21 protein-coding genes are annotated in these 24,055 nt (G+C 60.7%); 13 read left to right on the forward strand and 8 right to left on the reverse strand.

Annotated elements, in window-relative coordinates; all coding sequences use genetic code 11:
- Positions 1 to 4: 4 nt before the first annotated feature.
- From bioD to bioB, 5 genes are all read right to left on the reverse strand, one after another.
- A complete protein-coding gene (gene bioD / locus GHO42_RS08940; RefSeq protein ID WP_094999912.1) occupies positions 5 to 685 on the reverse strand; it encodes a dethiobiotin synthase in 681 nt (226 codons plus the stop codon).
- Positions 682 to 1,494 (reverse strand): malonyl-ACP O-methyltransferase BioC, encoded by an 813-nt coding sequence (gene bioC / locus GHO42_RS08945; RefSeq protein ID WP_153327693.1) that lies wholly within the window; start codon positions 1,492 to 1,494, stop codon positions 682 to 684. The genes bioD and bioC overlap by 4 nt, the downstream gene beginning before the upstream one ends.
- Complete coding sequence (locus GHO42_RS08950) at positions 1,487 to 2,218, reverse strand: alpha/beta fold hydrolase (RefSeq protein WP_153327695.1); 732 nt, start codon at positions 2,216 to 2,218, stop codon at positions 1,487 to 1,489. The genes bioC and GHO42_RS08950 overlap by 8 nt, the downstream gene beginning before the upstream one ends.
- Positions 2,211 to 3,383, reverse strand: a complete 1,173-nt coding sequence (bioF, locus tag GHO42_RS08955; RefSeq protein ID WP_153327698.1) for an 8-amino-7-oxononanoate synthase — start codon at positions 3,381 to 3,383, stop codon at positions 2,211 to 2,213. The genes GHO42_RS08950 and bioF overlap by 8 nt, the downstream gene beginning before the upstream one ends.
- Positions 3,384 to 3,517: 134 nt before the next feature.
- Positions 3,518 to 4,573, reverse strand: a complete 1,056-nt coding sequence (bioB, locus tag GHO42_RS08960; protein WP_094999908.1) for a biotin synthase BioB — start codon at positions 4,571 to 4,573, stop codon at positions 3,518 to 3,520.
- An 87-nt stretch (positions 4,574 to 4,660) separates the two neighbouring features.
- Between bioB and GHO42_RS08965 the strand changes: the two genes are divergently transcribed.
- The 5 genes from GHO42_RS08965 (at position 4,661) to rarD (ending at position 10,584) form a co-directional block, all read left to right on the forward strand.
- Positions 4,661 to 5,401, forward strand: a complete 741-nt coding sequence (locus GHO42_RS08965; RefSeq protein WP_095023264.1) for a ComF family protein — start codon at positions 4,661 to 4,663, stop codon at positions 5,399 to 5,401.
- A 57-nt stretch (positions 5,402 to 5,458) separates the two neighbouring features.
- Positions 5,459 to 6,223 (forward strand): TOBE domain-containing protein, encoded by a 765-nt coding sequence (locus GHO42_RS08970; protein ID WP_095031824.1) that lies wholly within the window; start codon positions 5,459 to 5,461, stop codon positions 6,221 to 6,223.
- A 182-nt stretch (positions 6,224 to 6,405) separates the two neighbouring features.
- Positions 6,406 to 8,307, forward strand: a complete 1,902-nt coding sequence (locus tag GHO42_RS08975) for a PhoX family phosphatase (protein ID WP_095026650.1) — start codon at positions 6,406 to 6,408, stop codon at positions 8,305 to 8,307.
- 178 nt (positions 8,308 to 8,485) lie between these two features.
- Entirely contained in the window at positions 8,486 to 9,460 is a 975-nt protein-coding gene (locus GHO42_RS08980) for a serine/threonine protein kinase (RefSeq protein ID WP_094999904.1), read from the forward strand.
- Between the two features lie 236 nt (positions 9,461 to 9,696).
- On the forward strand, positions 9,697 to 10,584 hold the full coding sequence (gene rarD, locus GHO42_RS08985) for an EamA family transporter RarD (RefSeq protein WP_094999903.1): 888 nt from the start codon (positions 9,697 to 9,699) through the stop codon (positions 10,582 to 10,584).
- Between the two features lie 10 nt (positions 10,585 to 10,594).
- Here the strand turns inward: rarD and GHO42_RS08990 are convergent, their stop codons facing one another.
- Positions 10,595 to 11,113 (reverse strand): glycine cleavage system protein R, encoded by a 519-nt coding sequence (locus GHO42_RS08990; RefSeq protein WP_016782481.1) that lies wholly within the window; start codon positions 11,111 to 11,113, stop codon positions 10,595 to 10,597.
- Positions 11,114 to 11,540: 427 nt separating this feature from the next.
- Between GHO42_RS08990 and GHO42_RS08995 the strand changes: the two genes are divergently transcribed.
- On the forward strand, positions 11,541 to 13,718 hold the full coding sequence (locus GHO42_RS08995; protein WP_094999902.1) for a malate synthase G: 2,178 nt from the start codon (positions 11,541 to 11,543) through the stop codon (positions 13,716 to 13,718).
- Between the two features lie 64 nt (positions 13,719 to 13,782).
- On the opposite strand, the gene GHO42_RS09000 is transcribed toward GHO42_RS08995, so the two are convergent.
- The gene (locus GHO42_RS09000) at positions 13,783 to 14,223 is read right to left on the reverse strand and encodes a response regulator (RefSeq protein WP_094999901.1); all 441 of its coding nucleotides are present in this window, start codon (positions 14,221 to 14,223) and stop codon (positions 13,783 to 13,785) included.
- A 294-nt stretch (positions 14,224 to 14,517) separates the two neighbouring features.
- Between GHO42_RS09000 and GHO42_RS09005 the strand changes: the two genes are divergently transcribed.
- From GHO42_RS09005 to GHO42_RS25735, 7 genes are all read left to right on the forward strand, one after another.
- Complete coding sequence (locus GHO42_RS09005; protein ID WP_094999900.1) at positions 14,518 to 16,452, forward strand: putative nucleotidyltransferase substrate binding domain-containing protein; 1,935 nt, start codon at positions 14,518 to 14,520, stop codon at positions 16,450 to 16,452.
- Positions 16,449 to 17,159 carry a PolC-type DNA polymerase III gene (locus GHO42_RS09010; RefSeq protein WP_094999899.1) on the forward strand — a complete coding sequence of 237 codons (711 nt, stop codon included), beginning with the start codon at positions 16,449 to 16,451 and terminating at the stop codon, positions 17,157 to 17,159. Before GHO42_RS09005 ends, GHO42_RS09010 begins: the two co-directional genes overlap by 4 nt.
- Positions 17,160 to 17,358: 199 nt before the next feature.
- Complete coding sequence (locus tag GHO42_RS09015) at positions 17,359 to 17,883, forward strand: RNA polymerase sigma factor (RefSeq protein WP_165446525.1); 525 nt, start codon at positions 17,359 to 17,361, stop codon at positions 17,881 to 17,883.
- Positions 17,880 to 18,857, forward strand: coding sequence for a FecR domain-containing protein (locus GHO42_RS09020; RefSeq protein ID WP_153327699.1), 978 nt, complete (start codon positions 17,880 to 17,882; stop codon positions 18,855 to 18,857). Before GHO42_RS09015 ends, GHO42_RS09020 begins: the two co-directional genes overlap by 4 nt.
- A gap of 90 nt (positions 18,858 to 18,947) precedes the next feature.
- Positions 18,948 to 21,383, forward strand: coding sequence for a TonB-dependent siderophore receptor (locus tag GHO42_RS09025; RefSeq protein ID WP_094999897.1), 2,436 nt, complete (start codon positions 18,948 to 18,950; stop codon positions 21,381 to 21,383).
- Positions 21,384 to 21,523: 140 nt separating this feature from the next.
- Entirely contained in the window at positions 21,524 to 22,636 is a 1,113-nt protein-coding gene (locus GHO42_RS09030; RefSeq protein ID WP_095020452.1) for a PepSY domain-containing protein, read from the forward strand.
- Positions 22,633 to 22,806 carry a hypothetical protein gene (locus GHO42_RS25735; RefSeq protein ID WP_094999895.1) on the forward strand — a complete coding sequence of 58 codons (174 nt, stop codon included), beginning with the start codon at positions 22,633 to 22,635 and terminating at the stop codon, positions 22,804 to 22,806. Before GHO42_RS09030 ends, GHO42_RS25735 begins: the two co-directional genes overlap by 4 nt.
- Before the next feature lie 93 nt (positions 22,807 to 22,899).
- Here the strand turns inward: GHO42_RS25735 and fba are convergent, their stop codons facing one another.
- Positions 22,900 to 23,964 (reverse strand): class II fructose-bisphosphate aldolase, encoded by a 1,065-nt coding sequence (fba, locus tag GHO42_RS09035; RefSeq protein WP_004419605.1) that lies wholly within the window; start codon positions 23,962 to 23,964, stop codon positions 22,900 to 22,902.
- Positions 23,965 to 24,055: the final 91 nt, after the last annotated feature.

Raw genomic sequence — 24,055 nt, forward strand, 5'->3', positions numbered from 1 at the left:
TGTATCAGTCCAGCAAATCCAGTTGCAGGTATTCAGCCACGGACTGCGCCGACGCTGATTTGAGTTTAGGCACACGCCCAAGGCAAGGCGCGGGCAATCGCTCCGCCAGGGTGGCGAGGTTTTCTTCCAGGCGTGAGGTTTTCGGGCCAATGATATTGGCGACCCAGCCAGCCAGCTGCAGGCCATCACGGGCAATCGCCTCGGCGGTCAACAGTGCATGGCTGATACAGCCCAGACGCACGCCCACCACCAGGATTACCGGCAGGTCCAGCGCCTGTGCCAACTCCGACAAACTGTCCTGACCGGACAACGGCACGCGCCAGCCGCCGGCGCCTTCAATCAGGGTGAAGTCGGCCTTTTGACCCAGAATGTGCTGCATCGGCTCCAGCAGCGAGCGCACCGTCAGTACCACCCCGGCTTCACGCGCTGCGATATGCGGGGCGATGGCCGGCTCGAACGCCACCGGGTTGACCTCGTCATAACTCAACTTGATCGAGCTCTCGGCCATCAATGCCAGTGCGTCAGCATTGCGCAATCCCTGGGGAGTGACTTCACAACCCGAGGCAACCGGCTTGCCCGCGGCCGTACTCAGCCCGGCCGTGCGCGCGGCATACAGAAAACCTGCCGCCACCGTGGTTTTGCCTACATCTGTGTCCGTACCGGTGATGAAGTACGCTGGGCTCATCGCGCTTTCTCCAGAATGCCGTAGACCACCTGATAAGTCGCCGGTAACCCCAGCGGCTGACGAAACTGCTCGTAGGCGCCAACCAGCCCCTGAACCCGCGCCCTGCCGGTCAGCCCCTCAGGACGTCCCGGGTTGAGATTATGTGCACCGAGCGCTTTAAGCTCATGGCTCAGCTGGCGTACTTGCGGGTAGTGCAGCACATGCGGCTGATTCTGCAAGCCGAGCACCTGCAGACCGCTGTCGGCGCAAAGCTGCTGATAGGCCGTGAACTCACGAAAACGATTGACGTGAGCCTGGCCGTCGACTGCCCGCCAGCTATCACGCAGCTCATTCAAGGTGCCCACGCACAAACTGGTGAAGGCCAGGACCCCACCAGGTTTGAGCACACGCTGCGCCTCATTCAGCACCGCGCGAAAATCAGCACACCATTGCAGCGCCAGGCTGGAGAAAATCAGATCACAACTGTTTGCTTGCAGCGGCAGGCTTTCGGCATCGCCAGCGATAAAATGCTGTGCCCCGCCCAAAGGCCGGGCATACGCCAGCATGCCTTGGGCGATATCCAGTGCCACCCCCTGACTATGGGTAAAGCGCTGACCCAGCACGCGGCTGAAATAACCTGTGCCACTGCCCAGATCCAGCCAGCGCTGCGGGCTCAAATCCTGCGGTAAACGGGCCATCAGCTCATGGCCAACGTCACGCTGCAATTGGGCGACGCTGTCGTAACTGGCGGCCGCACGGGAAAACGAGACAGCCACTTGACGCTTGTTCGGCAAGCTGGCCGCAAGCATCGCAATACTCAAATCATTCATCGCCCGACTCGTGTAAAAAAGCCTGAATCGCCGCCGCCAGTTCGTGCGGGGCTTCCAGTAAAAATGCATGACAGGCCTGTTCAATCAGACCCACTTCGACATCGGGTAACAGCGCCAGCACATCACTTGCCGCCTGCTCCGGAACCAGGGCATCAAGCCCCGCAAACAGGTGCAATTGCGGCCCGTTGAAACGCTGCAAGGCTGCCCGCGTATCCAGCCTGCCGAGCAATTCAAGGCCGGCCGACAAGGCATCGGGCTGAGCATTGGGTGCGCCGGCCAGCAGCAGGCTGGCAAGCGCCCGCGGCTCATCCGAGCCCTGGCTGCAGAGCAGGCAAAAACGTTTGAGCGTGGTATTCGGCGCATCACCAAAACCGCTCAGGAACGGCTCGAACGTGGAGACAGGCATGGCGCCTGGCCAATCCGCGCGACTGACAAAGCTCGGGTTGCTGGCCAAGGTAACCAGCCCGCAGCAGCGATCGCCGCGACGCGCAGCCAGCTCGCTGGCAAGCATCCCGCCCAGCGACCATCCACCCAGCCAGACGTTGTCGGGCAGGGTCGCGTCGAGTTCATCGAGCCAGTCGTCAAGAGCGGTGGACAGCAGCAGCGGTAGCGGTTCGATTTCGACCCGCAAGTGCTCGTCCAGCCCGCGCAAGGCCTCGGCCAGAGGCTCTAGAGGTGAAACCCCCAGGCCCCAGCCCGGCAGCAGAATCAAACGATCACGCATGAGCAGGCTCCAACGTACGCCAACAGTCGTCGAGTGCCGTTAACAATAGCTGTACCTGTGCTTCTGTGTGGGCGGCCGACAGTGTCACGCGCAAACGGGCGCTGCCTGCGGGGACAGTGGGCGGGCGGATTGCAGTCACCAGCAAGCCGCGCTCGCGCAGCCTCTGCGACAGGCGAAGGGCTTGGCCACTGTCACCGATCATGATCGGCTGGATCGGCGTAAAGCTGTCCATCAACTGCAGGCCAATTTGCTCGGCACCAAGGCGAAACTGAGCAATCAACTTGTTCAGATGCTCACGGCGCCAATGCTCGGTGCGCAGCAGCTCAAGGCTTTTGAGCGTCGCACAGGCCAGCGCCGGAGGCTGGCTGGTGGTGTAGATGTAAGGTCGGGCGAACTGGATCAGGCTTTCGATCAGTTCTTCGCTGCCCGCGACAAATGCACCGCTGGTGCCAAATGCCTTGCCCAGCGTTCCTACCAGTACCGGCACATCGTCAGCACTCAGGCCAAAATGTTCGGCAATCCCGCCGCCATTGGCGCCCAACGGACCAAAACCGTGGGCATCGTCTACCATCAACCAGGCACCCTTGGCCTTGGTTTCACGGGCCAGAGCGGGGAGGTCGGCCAGATCGCCGTCCATGCTGAATACGCCATCGGTGACCACCAGCGTACTGCCGCTGGCTTTTTCCAGACGCTTGGCAAGGCTACTTGCATCGTTATGCAGGTAGCGGTTGAAGCGCGCCCCGCTCAACAAACCGGCATCCAGCAGGGAGGCATGGTTGAGGCGGTCTTCCAGCACCGTATCGCCTTGCCCGACCAACGCGGTGACGGCTCCCATGTTGGCCATGTATCCGTTACTGAACAGCAGCGCACGCGGGCGACCGGTGAACTCGGCCAGGACCTCCTCCAGTGCGTGGTGCGGGGTGCTGTGACCGATGACCAGATGCGACGCACCGCCGCCTACGCCCCAGCGCGATGCTCCCGCTTGCCAGGCTTCAATCACTTGCGGGTGACTGGCCAGGCCCAGGTAGTCGTTATTGCAGAAGGCGAGCAGAGGCTTGCCATCGACCACCACCTGCGGCCCTTGCGGGCTTTCTAGCAGCGGGCGCTGGCGATACAGGTTATCGGCGCGGCGTGCGGCCAGCCGGGAGCGTAGATCGAATGACATGCTGACTATAATCCCTTGTAGCCGCTGGCGCAGGCTGCGATGGGCAGCGAAGCGGCCCCGGCTTCGGTATTGAAAGCGAAGGTCCTGCGGACCTTATCGCAGCCTGCGGCAACGACTACAGGCCTGCACGGTGGTTAAACCACAGCGTTATAGAACTGCTCGCTGGACTTCTGATCCCTAAGCGCGTGCTCTATCGCCGCCTGATGCACCTCGTCGGCGTGATCTTTACCCTCTTCCGGCAGAATGCCCAAACGGCTGAACAGCCGCATGTCCTTGTCTGCCTGCGGGTTGGCCGTGGTCAGCAGTTTGTCGCCGTAAAAGATAGAGTTGGCCCCGGCAAAGAACGCCAGCGCCTGCATTTGCTCGTTCATTGCCTCACGACCTGCGGACAGGCGTACATGGCTCAGAGGCATCATGATTCGCGCTACTGCCAGCATGCGGATGAAATCAAAGGGGTCGATGTCTTCGGCGTTCTCCATCGGCGTGCCGGCCACTTTCACCAGCATGTTGATGGGCACCGATTCCGGGTGCTCAGGCAGATTGGCCAGCTGGATCAGCAGGTTGGCGCGGTCGTCCAGCGACTCGCCCATGCCCAGGATGCCACCGGAGCAGATTTTCATCCCGCTGTCGCGCACGTAACTCAGGGTTTGCAGGCGTTCGCTGTAGGTCCGCGTGGTGATGATGCTGGTGTAGAACTCGGGCGAGGTGTCGAGGTTGTGGTTGTAGTAGTCGAGACCGGCATGGGCCAGTGCAGCGGTCTGCTCCTGATCGAGCTTGCCCAGGGTCATGCAGGTTTCCAGGCCCATGGCCTTCACCCCTTTGACCATTTCCAGCACGTAGGGCATGTCTTTGGCCGACGGGTGCTTCCAGGCTGCGCCCATGCAAAAACGGGTGGCACCGATGTCCTTGGCCCGCTGTGCTTCTTCAAGCACCTTCTGCACCTGCATCAGCTTCTCTTTGGCCAGGCCGGTGTTGTAGTGGCCCGACTGCGGACAATATTTGCAATCTTCCGGGCAGGCCCCGGTCTTGATCGATAACAGCGTCGAAACTTGAACCCGGTTGGCATTGAAATGCTTGCGGTGAACGGTCTGTGCCTCGAAAAGCAGGTCGTTGAAAGGCTGGGTGAACATCGCCCGGACTTCGGCTAATGACCAATCATGTCGCAAGTTGGCAAGGCTGCTGGCGCTCATCGGCGTTTCTCTTGTTTATGCTTTGACTAGAACCCGAGGCAAAAAACCCAGGCACGGCACGGATATCGGCATGTTTAAGGATGTGACATGAACTGTCAACCACTATGGATTCGATTGGTTTACAATTGGTTAATAAACAACCAGTCATGTTTGTTGTGTGACGAGCGCGCCCGTACAGAGCAGGCCCTGTGCGTCGCCTGCGAACTGGAACTGCCCTGGCTGGGTGACCGCTGCCAGCGCTGCGCTTTGCCGCTGCCCATGGCGGGACTGGTTTGCGGCCATTGCATCAGACAGCCACCCGCCTTCGAACGAGTTCATGCACCTTGGGTGTATGGCTTTCCGATCGACAGCCTGATCGTGCGCTTCAAGCACCACAGCAAATGGCCCTACGGCCGCCTTTTGGCCGAAATTCTTGGGCAATCACTGCTTGATAGCTTCAACATGGGTGAACCTCGACCTGACGCCCTGCTGCCGGTACCCCTGTCCACCAAACGCTTGCGTGAGCGTGGCTATAACCAGGCCGGGATGCTGGGGGATTGGCTCGGCAAGCAGTTGCGCATCCCCTGCCAGCCGCACTGGCTGCTGCGTTCGCGGAACACCGCTGCGCAACAGGATCTGGACGCCAAAACCCGCAAACGCAACCTGCGCCACGCATTCAGCCTCGCGCCAGGGGTGCAGGTGAATGGCTTGCATCTGGCCCTGATCGATGACGTGCTGACCACCGGCGCCACGGCAGAAAGCCTGGCGCGCCTGTTGCTCAAGGGTGGGGCGCGGCGGGTCGATGTGTATTGCCTGGCGCGCACGCCAAAACCTGATGGGCTTGCTTGACGTCTCCCCGTGGAGCAGGCACTTTTCGGGCACTCCCCGTCTTGCGAACCTGCCTTCATGCACCTGCCTGCCCTGCTTGCCCAGCATATTGTCCACCGCCCGCAACGTATTGCCCTGTTGCAACACATCGCCGAGCAGGGCTCGATCACGGCTGCCGCCAAAAGTGCGGGCATCAGCTACAAGGCTGCGTGGGATGCCATCGATGAGCTGAACAACCTGGCGCAAACCCCCTTGGTGCAGCGCAGCATTGGCGGCAAGGGCGGAGGCGGCGCCCGGTTGTCCGTGGCCGGTGAGCGGGTGCTGCGCCTTTATCAGCGCTTGCAGGCGTTACAGGCTCAGGTGCTGGACGCCGCCGAAGACGCCCGGGATCTCGATCTGCTCGGCCGCCTGATGTTGCGTACCAGCGCCCGTAACCAGTTGCACGGTACCGTGATTGCCATCCACAGGCATGGTCACAACGATCTGATTGACCTTGAGTTGCCCGGTGGCCTGACCTTGCAGGCGCAAATCACCCACGACAGCACCCAGCACCTGGAACTGGCGATCAATAGCCCGGCGGTGGCGCTGATCAAAGCGGGCTGGCTGCAGTTGATCGACGTCGCACAAGTGCCCAGCCCCGAACACAATCACCTGCACGGGCAGATCCAACAGATCCTGCACATCGCCGACGGCCCCAGTGAAGTGCGCATCAGCCTGCCTGGCGGCCAGACGCTGTGTGCGCTGACCGAACCGCAACACCTTGAAACACTTGGACTGACCGTGGGCAGTACGGCACAGGTGCAGTTTGCGCCGACGCTGGTGTTGCTGGGCACAGCGCTCTAAACCGCTGCCCTCACCCCACCCTTCTCCAGGAGGGAGAGGGAGCTGACCGCATGCGCCTTCACCCCCCCCTAAACCAGTCCCCTCTCCCTATGGGAGAGGGGGTTTTCAAACAAAAACTGAAACATCCCTGTCATACCCGCTGCTTATGGTGTCTGCCAAAACCGTTGCCAGACGAGCCAGCCATGAGCCTATTAGAAGAAAACCAATCCACCGACCTTGAGCAGATCATCGGCCTGAGCCGTCGGGGCTTTATCAGTGCGGGCGCCTTGTGTGGTGCGGCGATGTTCCTCGGCGGCGGCCTGCTTGGTCGCAGCGCCCTGGCGGCCGGGGTCAGCGCCGCCAACAGCAACCTGCTGGGGTTCGACAGCATCAACGCAGCCACCACCGACACCATCAGCCTGCCGCCCGGCTACCGTTCCTCGGTGCTCATCAGCTGGGGTCAGCCGTTGCAGGCCAAAGGCCCGGCGTTTGACCCTTCCGGTAAAGGCACCGCCAGCGAGCAGGAAGTGCAATTTGGCGACAACAATGACGGCATGAGCCTGTTCGCCTTCCCCGATGACCCGAACCGGGCCCTCATGGCGATCAACAACGAATACACCAACTACCGCTACCTCTACCCTCACGGTGGCTCGCCCACTTCCCTTGAAGAAGTGCGCAAGGCCCTGGCCAGTGAAGGCGTGTCGGTGATCGAAATCCAGCGCAAGGGCGACAGCTGGCAGTTTGTTCAGGGCTCACCCTTTAACCGGCGCATCCACGGCAACACGCCGATCCGCCTCAGCGGTCCCGCGGCGGGCCACGAACTGCTGCGCACCCGGGCCGATGCCACCGGCAGCCGTGCCCTGGGCACGTTCCAGAACTGCGCCAACGGCAAAACCCCGTGGGGCACTTATCTGACGTGCGAAGAAAACTTCACTGATTGTTTCGGCAGCTCTGATGCCAAGCAAACCTTCGACACCGCGCAAAAGCGCTATGGTGCCGTGGCGGCCAGCAAGGATATCAACTGGCACCAACACGACCCGCGCTTCGACCTGGCACTCAACCCCAACGAACTCAACCGTCACGGCTGGGTAGTGGAAATCGACCCGTTCGACCCGCTTTCAACACCGGTCAAACGCACCGCCCTGGGCCGTTTCAAACACGAAAACGCCGCCCTGGCCGAAACCGGCGACGGTCGTGCCGTGGTCTATATGGGCGACGATGAACGCGGCGAGTTCATCTACAAATTTATCAGCCGCGACAAGATCGACCACCAGAACCCCAAGGCCAATCGCGACCTGCTCGACCACGGCACGCTTTATGTGGCGCGCTTTGACAATGGCGACAGCAACCCTGATCGCCCCAAGGGCCAGGGCCAGTGGCTTGAACTGAGTCACGGCAAAAACGGCATTGATGCCGACCATGGTTTCGCCAGCCAGGCCGATACCCTGATCCATGCCCGCCTGGCAGGCAGCACAGTCGGCGCCACACGCATGGACCGCCCGGAATGGATAGTGGTCAGCCCCAAAGACGGCCAGGTTTATTGCACCCTGACCAACAACGTCAAACGTGGCGAGAATGGACAACCGGCTGGCGGACCCAACCCGCGTGAGAAAAACGTCTACGGACAAATCCTGCGCTGGAACGCCCATAAGGGTGATCACGGCTCGGACACCTTTGACTGGGACCTGTTCGTGGTGGCCGGCAACCCGGCAGTGCACGGCAAAACGGCCAAAGGTGGCTCGGCCAACATTACCCCGCAAAACATGTTCAACAGCCCCGACGGCCTGGGTTTCGACGACGCAGGGCGCTTGTGGATCCTCACCGACGGCGATGCCAGTAACAGCGGTGACTTTGCCGGCATGGGCAATAACCAGATGCTCTGCGCCGACCCGGCCAGCGGTGAAATCCGCCGCTTCATGGTCGGGCCGATTGGCTGTGAAGTCACCGGCATCAGCTTCTCGCCCGACCACAAAACCCTGTTCGTTGGTATTCAGCACCCCGGCGAAAACGGCGGATCCACCTTCCCCGAGCATCTGCCCAACGGCAAACCGCGTTCTTCGGTCATGGCCATCAGCCGTGAAGACGGCGGTATCGTCGGCGCCTGACCCTTTCGGTGTGGGAGCGGGCTTGCTCGCGATCGGGTTGGTGCGATTTAACTGACAGACCGCAGCGCCTGCATCGTGAGCAAGCCCGCTCCCACAGCGGATTAAGTCGCCTTCCGGGCCCCGGTCTGCGCTAACATGCATGGCCGGACGCGGCAGCCTGCTGCGCGCAGGAGTCAGCATGTCTCATCCGTTTGCAACACTTACCCCTGATCTGGTGCTCGACGCCGTCGAGAGCATCGGTTTCCTGAGCGATGCCCGCGTGTTGGCGCTCAACAGCTACGAAAACCGCGTGTATCAGGTCGGCATCGAAGACTCGCAGCCGCTGATCGCCAAGTTCTATCGCCCTCAGCGCTGGACCAACGAAGCGATCCTCGAAGAGCACCGCTTCACCTTCGAACTGGCCGACTGCGAAGTCCCGGTCGTGGCCCCGATGATTCACAACGGCCAAAGCCTGTTCGAGCACCAGGGCTTTCGCTTTACCTTGTTCCCACGCCGTGGTGGCCGTGCGCCAGAGCCGGGAAACCTGGACCAGCTGTATCGTCTCGGGCAACTGCTCGGCCGCCTGCATGCCGTAGGCGCCACCAAGCCGTTCGAACACCGCGAAGCACTGGGCGTGAAAAACTTCGGTCACGACTCGCTGACCACCCTGCTCGAAGGCAACTTCATACCGCGCAGCTTGCTCCCGGCCTACGAGTCCGTCGCCCGCGACCTGCTCAAGCGCGTTGAAGACGTCTACGCCGCCACCCCGCACACCAACATCCGCATGCATGGCGATTGCCACCCCGGCAACATGATGTGCCGCGACGAAGTGTTCCATATCGTCGACCTCGATGACTGCCGCATGGGCCCTGCGGTGCAGGATTTGTGGATGATGCTGGCCGGTGATCGCCAGGAATGTCTGGGGCAGCTGTCAGAATTGATGGACGGCTACAGCGAATTTCATGACTTCAATCCGCGGGAGCTGGCATTGATCGAGCCGCTGCGCGCTTTGCGCCTGATGCACTACAGCGCCTGGCTGGCGCGACGCTGGGACGACCCGGCCTTCCCCCACAGCTTCCCGTGGTTTGGTACCGAACGCTACTGGGGCGACCAGATCCTGGCATTGCGTGAACAGCTTTCAGCACTCAATGAGGAGCCGCTGAAACTGTTCTGACGCCATGTATGTGGCTCTTGTGGGAGCGGGCTTGCTCGCGATTGGCTCGATGCGGTTTAACTGTCAGACCGCAGCGCCCGCATCGCGAGCAAGCCCGCTCCCACAGAAAATCCGGGAACGCTGCTGGTGCAAAAACAACTGTCTGCCTTGCAAATCTCCTGCACGACACGCCTGCAAAACCTGCTTACAATCCTGACTTCTTCCGTGTCTGTTAGTTGCCTAAGCAAGGATTCTGCATGCAAGCCGCCAACCCGCGCCGCGGGTATATTTTAGGCCTCACGGCCTATGTCATCTGGGGCATCTTCCCGCTCTACTTCAAACTGCTGGCCAGCGTCCCGGCGGCCGAAATCATCGTCAACCGGGTGCTCTGGTCGGCCTTGTTCGGCTCGTTGCTGCTGCTGGTGTGGAAGCACCCCGGCTGGTGGCAGGAACTGCGCGACAACCCCAAACGCCTGGGCGTGCTGACCATCAGCGGCCTGCTGATTGCCGCCAACTGGCTGACCTATGTATGGGCCGTAAATAACGACCGCATGGTCGAAGCCAGCCTGGGCTATTACATCAACCCGCTGGTAAACGTATTGCTCGGCATGTTGCTGCTGGGCGAACGCCTGCGCCGCTTGCAGTGGATTGCCGTAGGCCTGGCAGCTGCGGGCGTGGCACAACAAGTGTGGCAAGTGGGCAGCCTGCCGTGGGTATCGCTGGTGCTGGCGCTGACGTTTGGCTTTTACGGGCTGATTCGCAAGCAAGCACCGGTCAAGGCGCTGCCGGGGCTGGTGGTAGAAACCTGGATCCTGGTCCCGGTTGCCATCGGCTGGCTGTTGCTGCATCCGGAAGCCAACAGCGCCCACGTTGACTTCTGGAGTACCTCAGAGGCCTGGCTGCTGGTATTTGCCGGCCCGGCCACACTGATACCCCTGGTCAGTTTCAACGCCGCCGCACGACATCTGCCCTACACGACCCTGGGCTTTATGCAGTACATCGCGCCGACGCTGGTGCTGATCCTGGCGGTCTGGGTGTATGGCGAACACCTGTCCGAAAGCACCTTGATCGCCTTTGCGTTTATCTGGGCCGGGCTGGTGGTGTACAGCCTCGATGCCTGGTTCAGCCTGCGCCAGCGCAGCTGAACCAGCGCAGTTACTCTTCCGTGCTGAACTTGAGGTCTACCAGCAGTTCATCGGCCAGGGTTTCCAGACGCTTTTGCAGCACGTCGAGCGATAAGGTCAGGGGCACAGCCAGAATGGCCTCGGCATGAAACAGCGGCTCGTTGCTCATGGGCGCGGGCCGCACATCGGTCACCAGCCGCTCCAGGCTCACCCCCTGCTCGGTCAGCACCCGGGTGATATCGCGCACAATGCCGGGGCGGTCGTTGCCCACCAGCTCCATGGCGATGGGCTTCCAGGTGCAGGACTGCTCGATCCCGCTTTCGGCGATCAATACCCGAATCCCTTCCTTGCCCAACCGCTGCAGCGCATCGACCAGCTCATCGTGGGCTTCGGCAGGCACGCCGACACGCAGGATCCCGGCAAATTGCCCGGCCATACGCGACATGCGACTCTCCAGCCAGTTACCTCCATGCTCGGCGATGCACTGGGCAATACGCTCGACCTGCCCGGCCTTGTCCTGGGCAAAGACAGTGATAACAAGATGATTCATGGCGGGACTCTCTTATTAGGGGGTCGATTGAGTATAGGCAACACCCTTCCCTGTGGGAGCGGGCTTGCTCGCGATGGTCTCGCCACGGTTTGCCTGACAGACCGCGTCGCCCGAATCACGAGCAAGCCTGCTCCACAGATGCCTTCAAAATCACAAATTGTGTACTGTTTTTAGAATTATCTGGAACAACCTGCCTGTTTCTTGAGAACATCCCGTTCTTCTGAGTGACCGTTCGCGTAAAAATGGTCGCAGAACGACGTGATCAGTCTGATTTTCACATCTGCAATTGATCATGTAGTATGCCTCGGCGACCACTACATAACTTGCAACATGGTCTGCCAAAGCGTCTGCAATCCCCGTACAAACCCGCTCTGGCGGTGTTTTGAGAAGCGCTCCAGGCTTTAAATAAAAATGAGTGAGGCAAGCAATGACTGAACACGTTCACGTCGGTGGCCTGCAGGTCGCCAAAGTCCTGTTCGACTTCGTCAACAACGAAGCTATCCCCGGTACCGGCCTCACCGCCGATCAGTTCTGGGCCGGTGCCGACAAGGTCATCAACGACCTGGCACCCAAGAACAAAGCACTGCTCGCCAAACGCGATGATTTGCAGGCGCGCATCGACGCCTGGCACCAGGCGCAGGCCGGCAAGGCCCATGACGCCGTGGCTTATAAGGCCTTCCTCCAGGATATCGGGTATCTGCAGCCAGAAGCTGCGGATTTCCAGGCAACGACGCAAAACGTCGATGACGAAATCGCCCGCATGGCCGGCCCGCAATTGGTGGTGCCGGTGATGAATGCGCGCTTTGCCCTCAACGCCTCTAACGCCCGTTGGGGCTCGCTGTACGACGCGCTTTACGGCACCGACGCCATCAGCGAAGCCGACGGCGCCGAAAAGGGCAAAGGCTACAACAAGGTTCGCGGCGACAAGGTCATCGCCTTCGCCCGCGCCTTCCTCGACGAAGCTGCACCTCTGGCCAGCGGCTCCCACGTTGATTCCAGCGGCTACGCCATTGTTGACGGCGCCTTGCAGGTCACCCTCAAGGGCGGCGCCAGCACCGGCCTGCGCGACACCGCGCAGTTGATCGGTTACCACGGCACGGCCGCAGCGCCGACGGCCGTGCTGCTCAAGCACAACGGCCTGCATTTCGAAATCCAGGTCGACGCGGCCAGCCCCGTCGGCCAGACCGATGCTGCAGGCGTCAAAGACGTGCTGATGGAAGCCGCCCTGACCACCATCATGGACTGCGAAGACTCGGTCGCTGCGGTCGATGCCGATGACAAGGTGGTGATCTACCGCAACTGGCTCGGCCTGATGAAGGGTGACCTCAGCGAGCAAGTATCCAAGGGCGGCCAGACCTTTACCCGCACCATGAACCCGGATCGCGAGTACACCGCGCCAAACGGCGGCACCGTCAGCCTCCACGGCCGCTCGCTGTTGTTCGTGCGCAACGTCGGCCACCTGATGACCATCGATGCGATCCTCGACAAAGACGGCAACGAAGTGCCCGAAGGCATCCTCGACGGCCTGCTCACCAGCCTGGCGGCTATCCACAGCCTCAATGGCCAGACCACGCGCAGCAACAGCCGCACCGGCTCGGTGTATATCGTCAAGCCGAAGATGCACGGGGCTGAAGAAGCCGCGTTCACCAACGAGCTGTTCGGCCGCATCGAAGACGTGCTCAAGCTGCCACGCAACACGCTCAAGGTCGGAATCATGGACGAAGAGCGCCGTACCACGATCAACCTCAAGGCCTGCATCAAGGCCGCCAGCGAGCGAGTGGTGTTTATCAACACCGGCTTCCTGGACCGTACCGGCGACGAGATTCACACGTCGATGGAAGCCGGCCCGGTCGTGCGCAAGGCCGACATGAAAGCCCAGAAGTGGATTTCGGCCTACGAAAACAACAACGTCGATGTCGGCTTGAGCACTGGCCTGCAAGGTCGTGCACAAATCGGTAAAGGCATGTGGGCCATGCCCGATCTGATGGCCGCCATGCTGGAGCAGAAAATCGCTCACCCGCTGGCCGGCGCCAACACTGCCTGGGTGCCGTCACCGACCGCCGCCGCCCTGCACGCGCTGCATTACCACAAGGTTGACGTGTTCGCCCGTCAGGCCGAACTGGCCAAGCGCGCTCCGGCTTCGGTGGACGACATCCTGACCATCCCGCTGGCGGTGAACCCGCAGTGGACCCCGGAACAGATCCAGAACGAACTGGACAACAACTCCCAGGGCATCCTGGGCTACGTTGTGCGCTGGATCGACCAGGGCGTGGGGTGCTCCAAGGTGCCGGACATCAACGACATCGGCCTGATGGAAGACCGTGCCACGCTGCGCATCTCCAGCCAGCACATCGCCAACTGGCTGCGTCACGGCATCGTCAACGAAGAGCAGGTCATGGCAAGCCTCAAGCGCATGGCACCGGTGGTTGACCGCCAGAACGCCAACGACGCGCTGTACCGTCCGCTGGCGCCGGACTTCGACAGCAATATCGCCTTCCAGGCGGCGGTCGAACTGGTCATCGAAGGCACCAAACAGCCTAACGGCTACACCGAGCCGGTACTGCACCGTCGTCGGCGCGAGTTCAAGGCCAGAAACGGCCTGTAACCCGCAGCAATAAAAAAAGCCCCGATCATTCGGGGCTTTTTTTTGACACGGTGGGAGACCAACCTTACATCCCCAACTCCTCACGGATCAGCTTGAGCAACCTGTCGGTATCAATCGGCTTGAGCAAAAAGTCCACCACGCTCAAATGCATGGCATCGATGGCATCCCGTACATTCGCATCCCCCGACATGATGATAACCGGCAAGGCCGCCCGCTCGGATTCACGCACTTTGCGGATCAGATGCAAGCCATCGTGGGGCAGCATGCGCAAATCGGTGAGCATCAGGTTGATCGGCTGGCCCGATGCCAATAGCGCCAGCGCTTCTTCTTCATTGCTGGCCTGGAGGCACTCAATGGCATTGAGTTCAAGAAACTCCGCCAACAACTCCCGAGCCAAAACATCATCTTCGACAATCAACACACATGACGAGACCGAAGCAGGTGTCTGCATGACCTCTTGTAAGGCCTCTCTTTCGGCGTCAGTCAAAATGTCGTGTTCGGTCATAGGCTTCTCGGAAGCTGACTTGCAGGCGAAATATCCTAATAGCGTAGTCGGTTATCCATTACTGGGTGTAAATGTGCGCTCACATTCCGGTATTTCCAAGCCTGCCAGCACAAGAAATATCTGAAACCAATGTGCGATGTTTTTAAAACAGCAGCACAACGCTGCCCCATAGACTTACGTCCAATGGGCACCCGCGCGCAGACCACCGAGCATGAGGGATAGAAATACACCTTGGGGCGATGCCCTGTCCGGTCATAACAACAACGGCTCACAACCAACGACGCGGTATCAGTAATGAGTAAATCGGATGCGTTTCTCCAGGCAGGGAAAACCGCGGTGTTGCAGAACATTCACGGCACCATGCAATTCTTGCAGCGATTCCCGCCCTTCAACCAAATGGAAAACACTCACCTGGCGTACCTGGTCGAGCAGTGCCAACTGCGCTTCTATGCCCCGGGCGAAAGCATCATCCGACCCACCGACGGGCCGGTGGAGCACTTCTATATCGTCAAGCAGGGCCGAGTGGTGGGCGAGCGCACCCACGCCGGTCGCGAAGAAGCCCAGACCACCTTCGAGATCACCGCCGGCGAATGCTTCCCCCTGGCCGCGCTGCTGGGCGAGCGCGCCACCCGCACCGAACACCGGGCCGCCGAAGATACGTTCTGCCTGCAACTGAACAAAACCGCGTTTATCAAACTGTTTGGCCTGTCCGACGAATTTCGCGACTTTGCCTTGCGCGGCGTCAGCAGCCTGCTGGACAAGGTCAATCAGCAGGTGCAGCAAAAAGCCGCTGAAACCCTCGGCACCCAGTACTCGCTCAACACCCGCCTGGGTGAACTGGCCATGCGTCATCCCGTGACCTGCGCGCCTCAGGTTGCACTGCGTGAAGCCGTGCGTCTGATGCACGAACAGCAGGTGGGCAGCATTGTGGTGGTCGACGAGTTCAAGGCCCCGCTGGGGATTTTCACCCTGCGCGACCTGCGTCAGGTCGTTGCCAATGGCATTGAGGATTTCGACCAGGCCATCGACCTGCACATGACCCCCGGGCCGTTCTACCTGAGCCCCGATCACAGCGCTTTCGACGCTGCAATCGCCATGACCCAGCGGCATATTGCCCACGTGTGCCTGGTTAAAGATCAACGCCTGTGTGGGGTTGTTTCCGAGCGTGACCTGTTTTCGCTGCAACGGGTCGACCTGGTGCATCTGGCACGTACCATTCGCCATGCTCCACGGCTGGAAACCCTGATCAGCCTGCGCGGCGAAATCGGCCAGCTGGTTGAGCGCATGCTGGCCCACGGCGCATCTTCCACGCAAATCACCCATATCATCACCCAACTGAACGATCACACCGTCTGCCGGGTGATTGAACTGGTGCTGGCCGACAAGGGTGACCCCGGCGTGCCGTTTACCTGGCTGTGTTTTGGCAGCGAAGGACGGAGCGAACAAACCCTGCACACCGACCAGGACAACGGCATCCTGTTCGAGGCCAGGGACGCTGCCGAGGCCGCCGACATTCGCCAGCGCCTGCTGCCCATCGCCCAGCAGATCAACCAGCACCTGGCGGCCTGCGGCTTTACCCTGTGCAAGGGCAATATCATGGCCGGCAACCCCGACCTGTGCTTGTCCCGTACCGAATGGGCGCGGCGCTTTGCGGCGTTTATTCGTGAAGCCACCCCGGAAAACCTGCTGGCCTCCACCATCTACTTCGACCTGCGCGTGGTCTGGGGCGATGAACAGGGCTGCGCGCAACTACGTCGCGGCATCCTTGAGCAAGTGGCCGACAACCGCCTGTTCCAGCGCATGATGGCCGACAACGCCCTGCGTCACCGGCCACCGGTGGGGCGCTTTCGCGAGTTTGTGCTGGAGCGCAAAGGCAGTGACAAGGCCACCCTCGACCTCAAGGTGCAGGGCCTTACGCCCTTTGTCGACGGGGCTCGCTTGCTGGCACTGGCCAACGGTGTAGAAGCCAACAATACCCTTGAGCGCTTGCGCCAACTGGTTGCTCTCGACGTGATCGAACCGCTGGACGGCGGTGCCTACGAAGAGGCTTACCACTTTATCCAGCAAACCCGCATGCAGCAGCACCAGTTGCAAACCCGGGAAAATCGCCCGTACTCCAATCGCGTCGACCCGGACAACCTCAACCAGCTGGATCGCCGTATCCTGCGTGAAGCCCTGCGCCAGGCCCAGCGCCTGCAAAGCAGCCTGGCCCTGCGGTATCAGCTATGAGCCTGTTGTCCTGGCTGTTACCCCGCAAAAAACCGCTGCTAAGCCTTGAGCAACAGCAACGCCTGCTGCAATTGCCGTCCGCCACCGCCTTGAGCAATGTGCCATTGCGCAGTCAGCGTTGGGTGGTGGTAGACCTGGAAACCAGCGGTCTTAATCTCAACCGCGATCAAGTGTTGTCGATTGGTGCAGTAGTGATTGAAGACGGCGCCATTGACTTGAGCCAGGCCTTTGAGCGCACCCTGCTGCGCCCCGACCACCCCCTGAGCCCCAGCATGCTGCTGCATGAACTGGGACCTGCCGCCATTGCCGCTGGCAGCGACCCGGTGGATGCGCTGCTGGATTTCATGGACTTTGTCGGCGATAGCCCGGTACTGGCCTTCCATGCACCATTTGACCAGCACATGCTCACCCGAGCCCTCAAGGACAGCCTGGGCTATCGGTTGCAGCATCCGTTTATGGATGTGGCCGCACTGGCACCGATGCTCTGCCCGCAGTTCAACCCGCGCCAGGCAGGGCTTGATCACTGGATCAACCACTTCAACCTGCAGGTTGAAGACCGTCACAACGCCAGTGCAGACGCGCTGGCCACGGCCGAGCTGGCACTGATCCTGTTCAGCCGTGCCAGCGTCCAGGGCATCGACAGCCCCCTGGCCTTGCAACAGCGGCTTAACCAGTGGCAGCGACGCAAGCAGATTCACGGTTTTTAATCTGTGGGAGGGGTCTTGCTCGCTATTCATGCGACGCGGCTCATCAGGCGAAACGCGGCGATCCCATCGCGAGCAAGCCCGCTCCCACAATAACGACCCTCCCCCGCTTATATGTCATCCGATGAGCGTCAATTGCGTAGGATCACTCCCTCTGCCACAATCGCGAATAATTATCGTTAGTTAAAACTTGCAGTCGGTGATGCTCTTGTCGTCAGTCCAAACCCCCCACAGTGAGCTGGTTGGAGCGCTTTATCGCGACCATCGCGGCTGGCTGCTGGCGTGGTTACGGCGCAACGTAGCCTGCCCGCAGCGGGCAGAGGACCTCAGCCAGGACACTTTTGTACGCCTGCTTGGCCGTACCGAACTGCAAGCCCCGCGCGAACCCCGGGCCTTTCTGGCGGCCATCGCCAAAGGCCTGCTGTTCGACTATTTTCGCCGCGCCGCCCTGGAGCAGGCCTGGCTCAACGAGTTGATGCTGATCCCCGAAGCCGAGCACCCCTCGCCCGAGGCCCAGCAGTTGATCCTCGAAGACCTGCGAGCCATCGACCGCATGTTGGCCAAACTGTCGAGCAAGTCGCGTGCGGCCTTCCTGCACAGTCGGCTCGACGGCATGACCCACGGCGAAATCGCCGAACGCCTGGGCGTATCGGTGCCCCGTGTACGTCAATACCTGGCCCAGGGCATCCGCCAGTGCTACATCGCCCTGTATGGTGAGCCGACATGAGCCAGGCCAACGGCAAACCGGTCTCGGCCCAGGTGCTGGACGCCGCCATCGCCTGGCAACTGTGCCTGGATTGCGGCAACGGCAGCGCCGTGGAACAGGCCGAGTTCGCCAAGTGGTACAGCGCCAGCGAAGAACACGCCCGGGCCTGGTTACAACTGGGCATGCTCGACCAGCGCTTCAGCAATACCGGCATCCCGGCACGCAACGCCCTGCTCAATGCGCGCAATGGCGTGCAGCAGCAGGCGCGCAAGATCGGCAGCGGCCTGGCGAGTATCGCCCTGGTGTGCGGGCTGGCCCTGTTTGCCGGCAAGAACTACTTGCCCATCGATTACTGGATGGCCGACCAGCGCACTGCCACCGGTGAACAGCGCCAGATGCGCCTGGCCGACGGCACGTTGCTCAACCTCAATACCCACAGTGCAGTCGATGTACGTTTTGACAACAGCACCCGGCGCATCATCCTGCAAGAAGGCGAGATCATGGTCGAAACCGGCCACGGCGACCCTCGCCCGTTTATCGTACAAACCCGCGATGGCAGCTTGCTGGCCCTTGGCACCCGGTTCATGGTCAAACGCGAAGACGAGGGCACGCGCCTGAGCGTGCTGCAATCGCGTGTCCAGGCCCATCCTGAAGATAGCGTCGAACAAACCATCTACAGCGAAGGGCAGCAAGTGCTGATGCACCGCGACCGTCTGGGCCAGATGTATGCAGTGAGTCCCGGGGCCGACGCCTGGACACGGGGCATGCTGGTACTGGACAACGTGCGCCTGGGCGACATGCTTGGCGAACTCAACCGCTATCACCGTGGCCACCTGGGTGTAGCCCCCGAAGTGGCCGACCTGCGCATCACCGGCAGCTTCCCGCTGAACAACGTCGAACTGGCGCTCAACGCCCTGTTGCCGACCTTGCCGGTGCAAATAGAACAGCGCACCCCGTGGTGGGTCACTGTCAGCGCCAGGCCTGCGGCGAACTGAATCTAAATTATTTTCAATAAGCCCTATCACTTTTCAAATCTCGTGCGGCAGATAGGCATTGAGAAACATTTCCATTCAGGAACCCGCCGAATGTCCCGCACCCTCGACACGTTTTTGCGCCCCAGCCTGTTGGCTGTTGCCATTGCCCTTGGCGCTCCGCTGGCCAGCACCACGCTGATCGCCGCCGAACAGGCATCCTCTGCGCGCAGCTACAACCTGCCCGCCGGCCCATTGGCGGCCACCCTGAACCAGATCGCCAGCCAGGCTGGCATCACCCTGGCCATCGACTCGTCCTTGCTGGCAGGCAAAACCTCGGCGCCGGTCAACGGCACATTTGAAGCCACGACTGCGTTGCGTGAGGCGTTGCAGGGGAGCGGCTTGCAGCTGGTGCCCGGCTCGGCTGGCAGCTTTACTCTGATCGAGATTCCCCAGGGCGCATTGGCTCTAGGAGCAACGACCATCTCCGCCCAGGGCAGCTACGAAAGCGCTTGGGGCCCGGTGGACGGCTACCTCGCCCAGCGCACGGCGTCGGGTACCAAAACCGATACCTCTTTGGCTGAAGCCCCGCGCTCCATCTCCGTGGCCACCCGTAGCCAAATGCAGGACCGGGCGGTGCAGAACCTGGATGATGCAGTACGTTACATGCCCGGCGTTACGGCCAGCAGCTATGGCAGCGACAGCCGCTCGGAGTGGCTGAAGGTACGCGGCTTCGAACCCACCCAGTTTCTCGACGGCCTACCGCTGCCCAAGGGCTCCTACACCATGCCCAAGCTGGAAACCTGGGACCTGGAGCGCGTAGCCCTGCTGCGTGGCCCAGCGTCATCGGTCTACGGCCAGACACCTGCCGGGGGTTTGCTGGACATGGTCAGCCGTCGCCCGCAGGACACCCCCAGCCATGAAGTGCAGGTCCAGGTCGGCAGCTACCAGCGCAAGCAGATCAGCTTCGACAGCACTGGCCCGATCGATGATGAAGGCCGCTTTTTGTACCGTATCAGCGGCCTGGTACGCGACAGCAACACCGCCATCGATCACAACGAAGACAAGCGCTATAACCTCGCGCCCAGTCTGACCTGGAACATCGACCCGGACACCAAACTGACGTTCCTCAGCCAGTTCAATCGTGACGACACCGGTATCACAAGTCAGTTCTTGCCGATCCAGGGCACTAAGGTTGACTCACCGGCGGGCAGTGTGAAGTATCACGAAAACCTGGGTGATCCGAAGTGGGAGTTCTACGACAAGACCTACTACGCACTCGGTTACGCCTTCGAACACCGCTTTGACGATGTGTGGCAGTTCCGTCAGAACTTGCGCTACACCAAAAGCGACCTGTCATTTCAGGGCATCACTGCAGGCGGTTACTACGGCTCCGTTGCCGACGACGGTACCGTGCAGCGCGGCGCCAATATCGTGAACGAAGACATCAGCCAGTTCGCCGTGGATAACAACTTCCAGGCAGACTTCAATACGGGCGCCCTCAAGCACACGGTACTGATCGGCCTCGATCACCAGCGCGTCAATACCAACTACAAGTGGCAATACGGCGCAGCCCCGGCCAGCAACATCATCAACCCGATCTACGGGCAGGATTTCAGCAACGTCAAATACACCGCTTACAACGACTACAACCAGAAAACCCGTGACACAGGCCTCTACCTGCAAGACCAGATGGCGCTGGATAACTGGCGTTTAACCTTGGGCGGACGCCAGGACTGGCTGCACACCGACACCACGTTCTACAACGAGAACAATGCGCGCGACAAACGTGACGACAGCGCCTTCACCGGCAATGCCGCGCTGAGCTATGTGTTCGATTCCGGCTTCACGCCTTATGTGTCCTATGCCGAATCGTTCCAGGCCGAGCCGGGTGGTTTTGGCGGCAAGGCGTTCAAGCCCGGTACTGGCAAGCAATACGAAGTGGGCCTCAAGTACCAGCCACCCGGCACCGAGATGCTGTTCACCGCTGCTGTGTATGACCTGACCCGTAAAAACATCGTGCTCAGCGACACCCTGGGTGTAAGCCGGCCACTGGGTGAAGCCAACGTGCGCGGCGTGGAGCTGGAGGCCGTGGGTAACGTCAACGAGAACCTTAAACTGACCGCTGCCTACACCTATGCCAACACCAAGATGACCAAGGTCTCCGACCCGCTGGACAAGAACCGTCCACTCCCCCTGACACCTGAACATCAAGCCTCGATCTGGGCGGACTACACCTGGCACAAAGGCGTGCTGGATGGCTTCGGCGTCGGCTTTGGTGCCCGCTACATTGGTGAGACCGACAACATCGCAATCGGCAGCATGGCTTATGTGCCCGACGCTTCTTATGGCCACACCGACGCTTATACCGTCTACGACGCCGCGGTGCATTACGACTTGGGCAAGGTCAGCAAAACGCTCAAGGGCGCCACGGTTTCTGTGAACGCCAACAACGTATTCGACAAGGAATACCTGTCGACCTGCGACGGTTTCTATTGCTACTACGGCGACCGCCGTAACGTCATGGCCAGCGTCAACTACAAGTGGTAACCCGCTAAGGGCTGCACCACCTCCCCCCTGTGGGAGCGGGCTTGCCCGCGATGCAGACAACTCGGTGCAACTGAAAAAACGAGTTGATGCCATCGCGAGCAAGCCCGCTCCCACAGGGGGTTTACGCATTCAGGATTTTCATGAAAAGCAAAACCATCCGCCGCTGGTCCTTTATCCACACCTGGACCAGCCTGATTTGCACTGCGTTCTTGCTGATGCTGGCACTGACCGGCCTGCCGTTGATTTTTCATCATGAAATCGACCATCTGCTAGGCGATGCGCCGCAGGTCAAAACCCTGCCTGCCGATACCCCAACCCTCGACCTGCAACAACTGGTGCGCGCCGCCGAAGCTCATCGCCCGGGCGAGGTCATGCAGTATTTCGGCTGGGACGAAGACGAACCCAATGCCGTCCTGACCATCATGGCACCCACCGCCGGCACCGAACCCAATTCCTCCCACACCTTTATGCTCGATGCGCGCACGGGCGAAGCCATAGAGGTGCCGTCAGCCAATGGCGGACTCATGATGGTCATGCTGCGCCTGCATGTGGACATGTTCGCCGGGCTGCCCGGCAAGCTGCTACTGGCCTTTATGGGCCTGCTGTTTGTATTGGCCATCATCTCCGGCACAGTGCTGTACCTGCCTTTTATGCGCCGCCATGAATTCGCTACCGTGCGCACCGACAAATCCAAACGCCTGCGCTGGCTCGACCTGCACAACCTGATTGGCGCCGTGACCCTGACCTGGGCCCTGGTGGTAGGGGTGACCGGCGTTATCAGTGCCTGTGCTGACCTGATCATTGCCGCATGGCGCAATGACAGCCTCAGCGCCATGATCGAACCCTACCGCGATGCTCCGCCACTGACCCGTCTTGCCCCGGCCAGCCAGTTGCTGGAGATCGCAGCCAAAGCCGCGCCCGGCATGCGCCCGGACTTTATCGCCTTCCCCGGTACACGGTTCTCCAGCGAGCACCATTACGCGGTCTTTATGAAAGGCAGCACGCACCTGACTTCTCACCTGCTGACCCCGGTATTGATCGATGCCAGTACCCTGGAGGTCACCGCAGTGGCCGGGCGCCCGTGGTACATGGACGCTATGGGCATGTCGCAACCGCTGCACTTCGGCGATTACGGCGGCATGCCGATGAAAATTCTCTGGGCGGCTCTCGACGTGCTGACCATTGTGGTGCTCGGCAGCGGACTCTACCTGTGGTGGGTGCGCCGCCGAGCGGCCAGGGAGAGCGCACGATGAGGCCCCGTCAGTCGAACTTCTGGAAAGTGTTTTCCATCCCGCTGGCGATTGGCCTGGTCAGCGTGATGGGCTTGTTCAGTGCGCTATTGGGTGACGAGGCGTGGGATGTATTGAGCTGGATTGGCTTGGGTATTCCTGTGTGGATCAGTGTGCGCGGGTTGCTCAAGTGACCCTCACCCTAGCCCTCTCCCGGAGGGAGAGGGCTGCAACTGACACCCACAAAAAAGCCCGCATCGCTGCGGGCTTTTTAGTACGCGCCGGTCTTAGTTGACCTTGGCGTTCAGCTCACCTTTGAGGTAACGCTGGTACATGGCTTCGAGGGAGATCGGCTTGATCTTCGAAGCATTACCGGCAGTACCGAAGGCTTCGTAACGGGCAATACACACGTCACGCATGGCCGTTACAGTGGCGCCGAAGAACTTGCGCGGGTCAAACTCGCTCGGGTTGGTTGCCATCAGGCGACGCATCGCGCCAGTCGATGCCAGACGCAGGTCGGTGTCGATGTTGACCTTGCGCACGCCGTGCTTGATGCCTTCAACGATTTCTTCTACCGGGACACCGTAGGTTTCTTTGATGTCGCCGCCGAACTCGTTGATGATCGCCAGCCACTCTTGTGGAACAGAGGACGAACCGTGCATCACCAGGTGAGTGTTCGGAATGCGCTTGTGGATCTCTTTGATACGGTCGATTGCCAGTACGTCGCCAGTCGGTGGCTTGGTGAACTTGTAAGCGCCGTGGGAAGTACCGATGGCAATTGCCAGGGCATCTACCTGGGTGCGCTTGACGAAGTCAGCCGCTTCTTCCGGGTCGGTCAGCATCTGGCTGTGATCCAGAACGCCTTCTGCACCGATGCCGTCTTCTTCGCCAGCCATACCGGTTTCCAGCGAACCCAGGCAGCCCAGCTCGCCTTCAACCGATACGCCGCAAGCGTGCGCCAGGGCAACGGTTTGCTGAGTCACGCGAACGTTGTAGTCGTAGTCGGTCGGGGTCTTGCCGTCTTCACCCAGCGAGCCGTCCATCATCACCGAGCTGAAGCCCAGCTGGATCGAGCGCTGGCACACGTCAGGGCTGGTGCCGTGGTCCTGGTGCATGCACACCGGGATATGCGGAAATTCTTCGATTGCAGCCAGGATCAGGTGACGCAGGAAAGGAGCACCCGCGTACTTGCGCGCACCGGCCGAGGCCTGAACGATCACCGGGGAGTCGGTCTTGTCAGCGGCTTCCATAATGGCGCGCATCTGCTCAAGGTTGTTTACGTTGAAGGCTGGAACGCCGTAGCCGAATTCGGCGGCGTGGTCCAACATCTGGCGCATGCTGATAAGTGCCATTGTGTGTGTCTCTCCCGGACAAGGGTCGTTAATCGTGCAAGCCTGCCGTAGCGGCGGCTGCTATTCAAGTTATTGCAGATCGGGGGTTTGC

The organism is Pseudomonas sp. FSL R10-0056, from assembly GCF_009600105.1.
In the GTDB taxonomy this organism is placed as follows: Bacteria; Pseudomonadota; Gammaproteobacteria; order Pseudomonadales; family Pseudomonadaceae; genus Aquipseudomonas; species Aquipseudomonas bubulae.

Coding starts and splice junctions, on each gene's coding strand:
- GHO42_RS08980 (WP_094999904.1), top strand. CDS start 8,486: ATGTCTCATCCGTTTGCAACACTTACCCCTGATCTGGTGCTCGACGCC.
- bioF (WP_153327698.1), bottom strand. CDS start 3,383: ATGTCATTCGATCTACGCTCCCGGCTGGCCGCACGCCGCGCCGATAAC.
- GHO42_RS25735 (WP_094999895.1), top strand. CDS start 22,633: ATGAGGCCCCGTCAGTCGAACTTCTGGAAAGTGTTTTCCATCCCGCTG.
- GHO42_RS09000 (WP_094999901.1), bottom strand. CDS start 14,223: ATGACCGAACACGACATTTTGACTGACGCCGAAAGAGAGGCCTTACAA.
- GHO42_RS08995 (WP_094999902.1), top strand. CDS start 11,541: ATGACTGAACACGTTCACGTCGGTGGCCTGCAGGTCGCCAAAGTCCTG.
- GHO42_RS08965 (WP_095023264.1), top strand. CDS start 4,661: ATGAACTGTCAACCACTATGGATTCGATTGGTTTACAATTGGTTAATA.
- GHO42_RS09025 (WP_094999897.1), top strand. CDS start 18,948: ATGTCCCGCACCCTCGACACGTTTTTGCGCCCCAGCCTGTTGGCTGTT.
- bioB (WP_094999908.1), bottom strand. CDS start 4,573: ATGAGCGCCAGCAGCCTTGCCAACTTGCGACATGATTGGTCATTAGCC.
- GHO42_RS09030 (WP_095020452.1), top strand. CDS start 21,524: ATGAAAAGCAAAACCATCCGCCGCTGGTCCTTTATCCACACCTGGACC.
- GHO42_RS08990 (WP_016782481.1), bottom strand. CDS start 11,113: ATGAATCATCTTGTTATCACTGTCTTTGCCCAGGACAAGGCCGGGCAG.
- GHO42_RS09020 (WP_153327699.1), top strand. CDS start 17,880: ATGAGCCAGGCCAACGGCAAACCGGTCTCGGCCCAGGTGCTGGACGCC.
- GHO42_RS09015 (WP_165446525.1), top strand. CDS start 17,359: ATGCTCTTGTCGTCAGTCCAAACCCCCCACAGTGAGCTGGTTGGAGCG.
- GHO42_RS09010 (WP_094999899.1), top strand. CDS start 16,449: ATGAGCCTGTTGTCCTGGCTGTTACCCCGCAAAAAACCGCTGCTAAGC.
- rarD (WP_094999903.1), top strand. CDS start 9,697: ATGCAAGCCGCCAACCCGCGCCGCGGGTATATTTTAGGCCTCACGGCC.
- bioD (WP_094999912.1), bottom strand. CDS start 685: ATGAGCCCAGCGTACTTCATCACCGGTACGGACACAGATGTAGGCAAA.
- GHO42_RS08970 (WP_095031824.1), top strand. CDS start 5,459: ATGCACCTGCCTGCCCTGCTTGCCCAGCATATTGTCCACCGCCCGCAA.
- bioC (WP_153327693.1), bottom strand. CDS start 1,494: ATGAATGATTTGAGTATTGCGATGCTTGCGGCCAGCTTGCCGAACAAG.
- GHO42_RS08950 (WP_153327695.1), bottom strand. CDS start 2,218: ATGCGTGATCGTTTGATTCTGCTGCCGGGCTGGGGCCTGGGGGTTTCA.
- fba (WP_004419605.1), bottom strand. CDS start 23,964: ATGGCACTTATCAGCATGCGCCAGATGTTGGACCACGCCGCCGAATTC.
- GHO42_RS08975 (WP_095026650.1), top strand. CDS start 6,406: ATGAGCCTATTAGAAGAAAACCAATCCACCGACCTTGAGCAGATCATC.
- GHO42_RS09005 (WP_094999900.1), top strand. CDS start 14,518: ATGAGTAAATCGGATGCGTTTCTCCAGGCAGGGAAAACCGCGGTGTTG.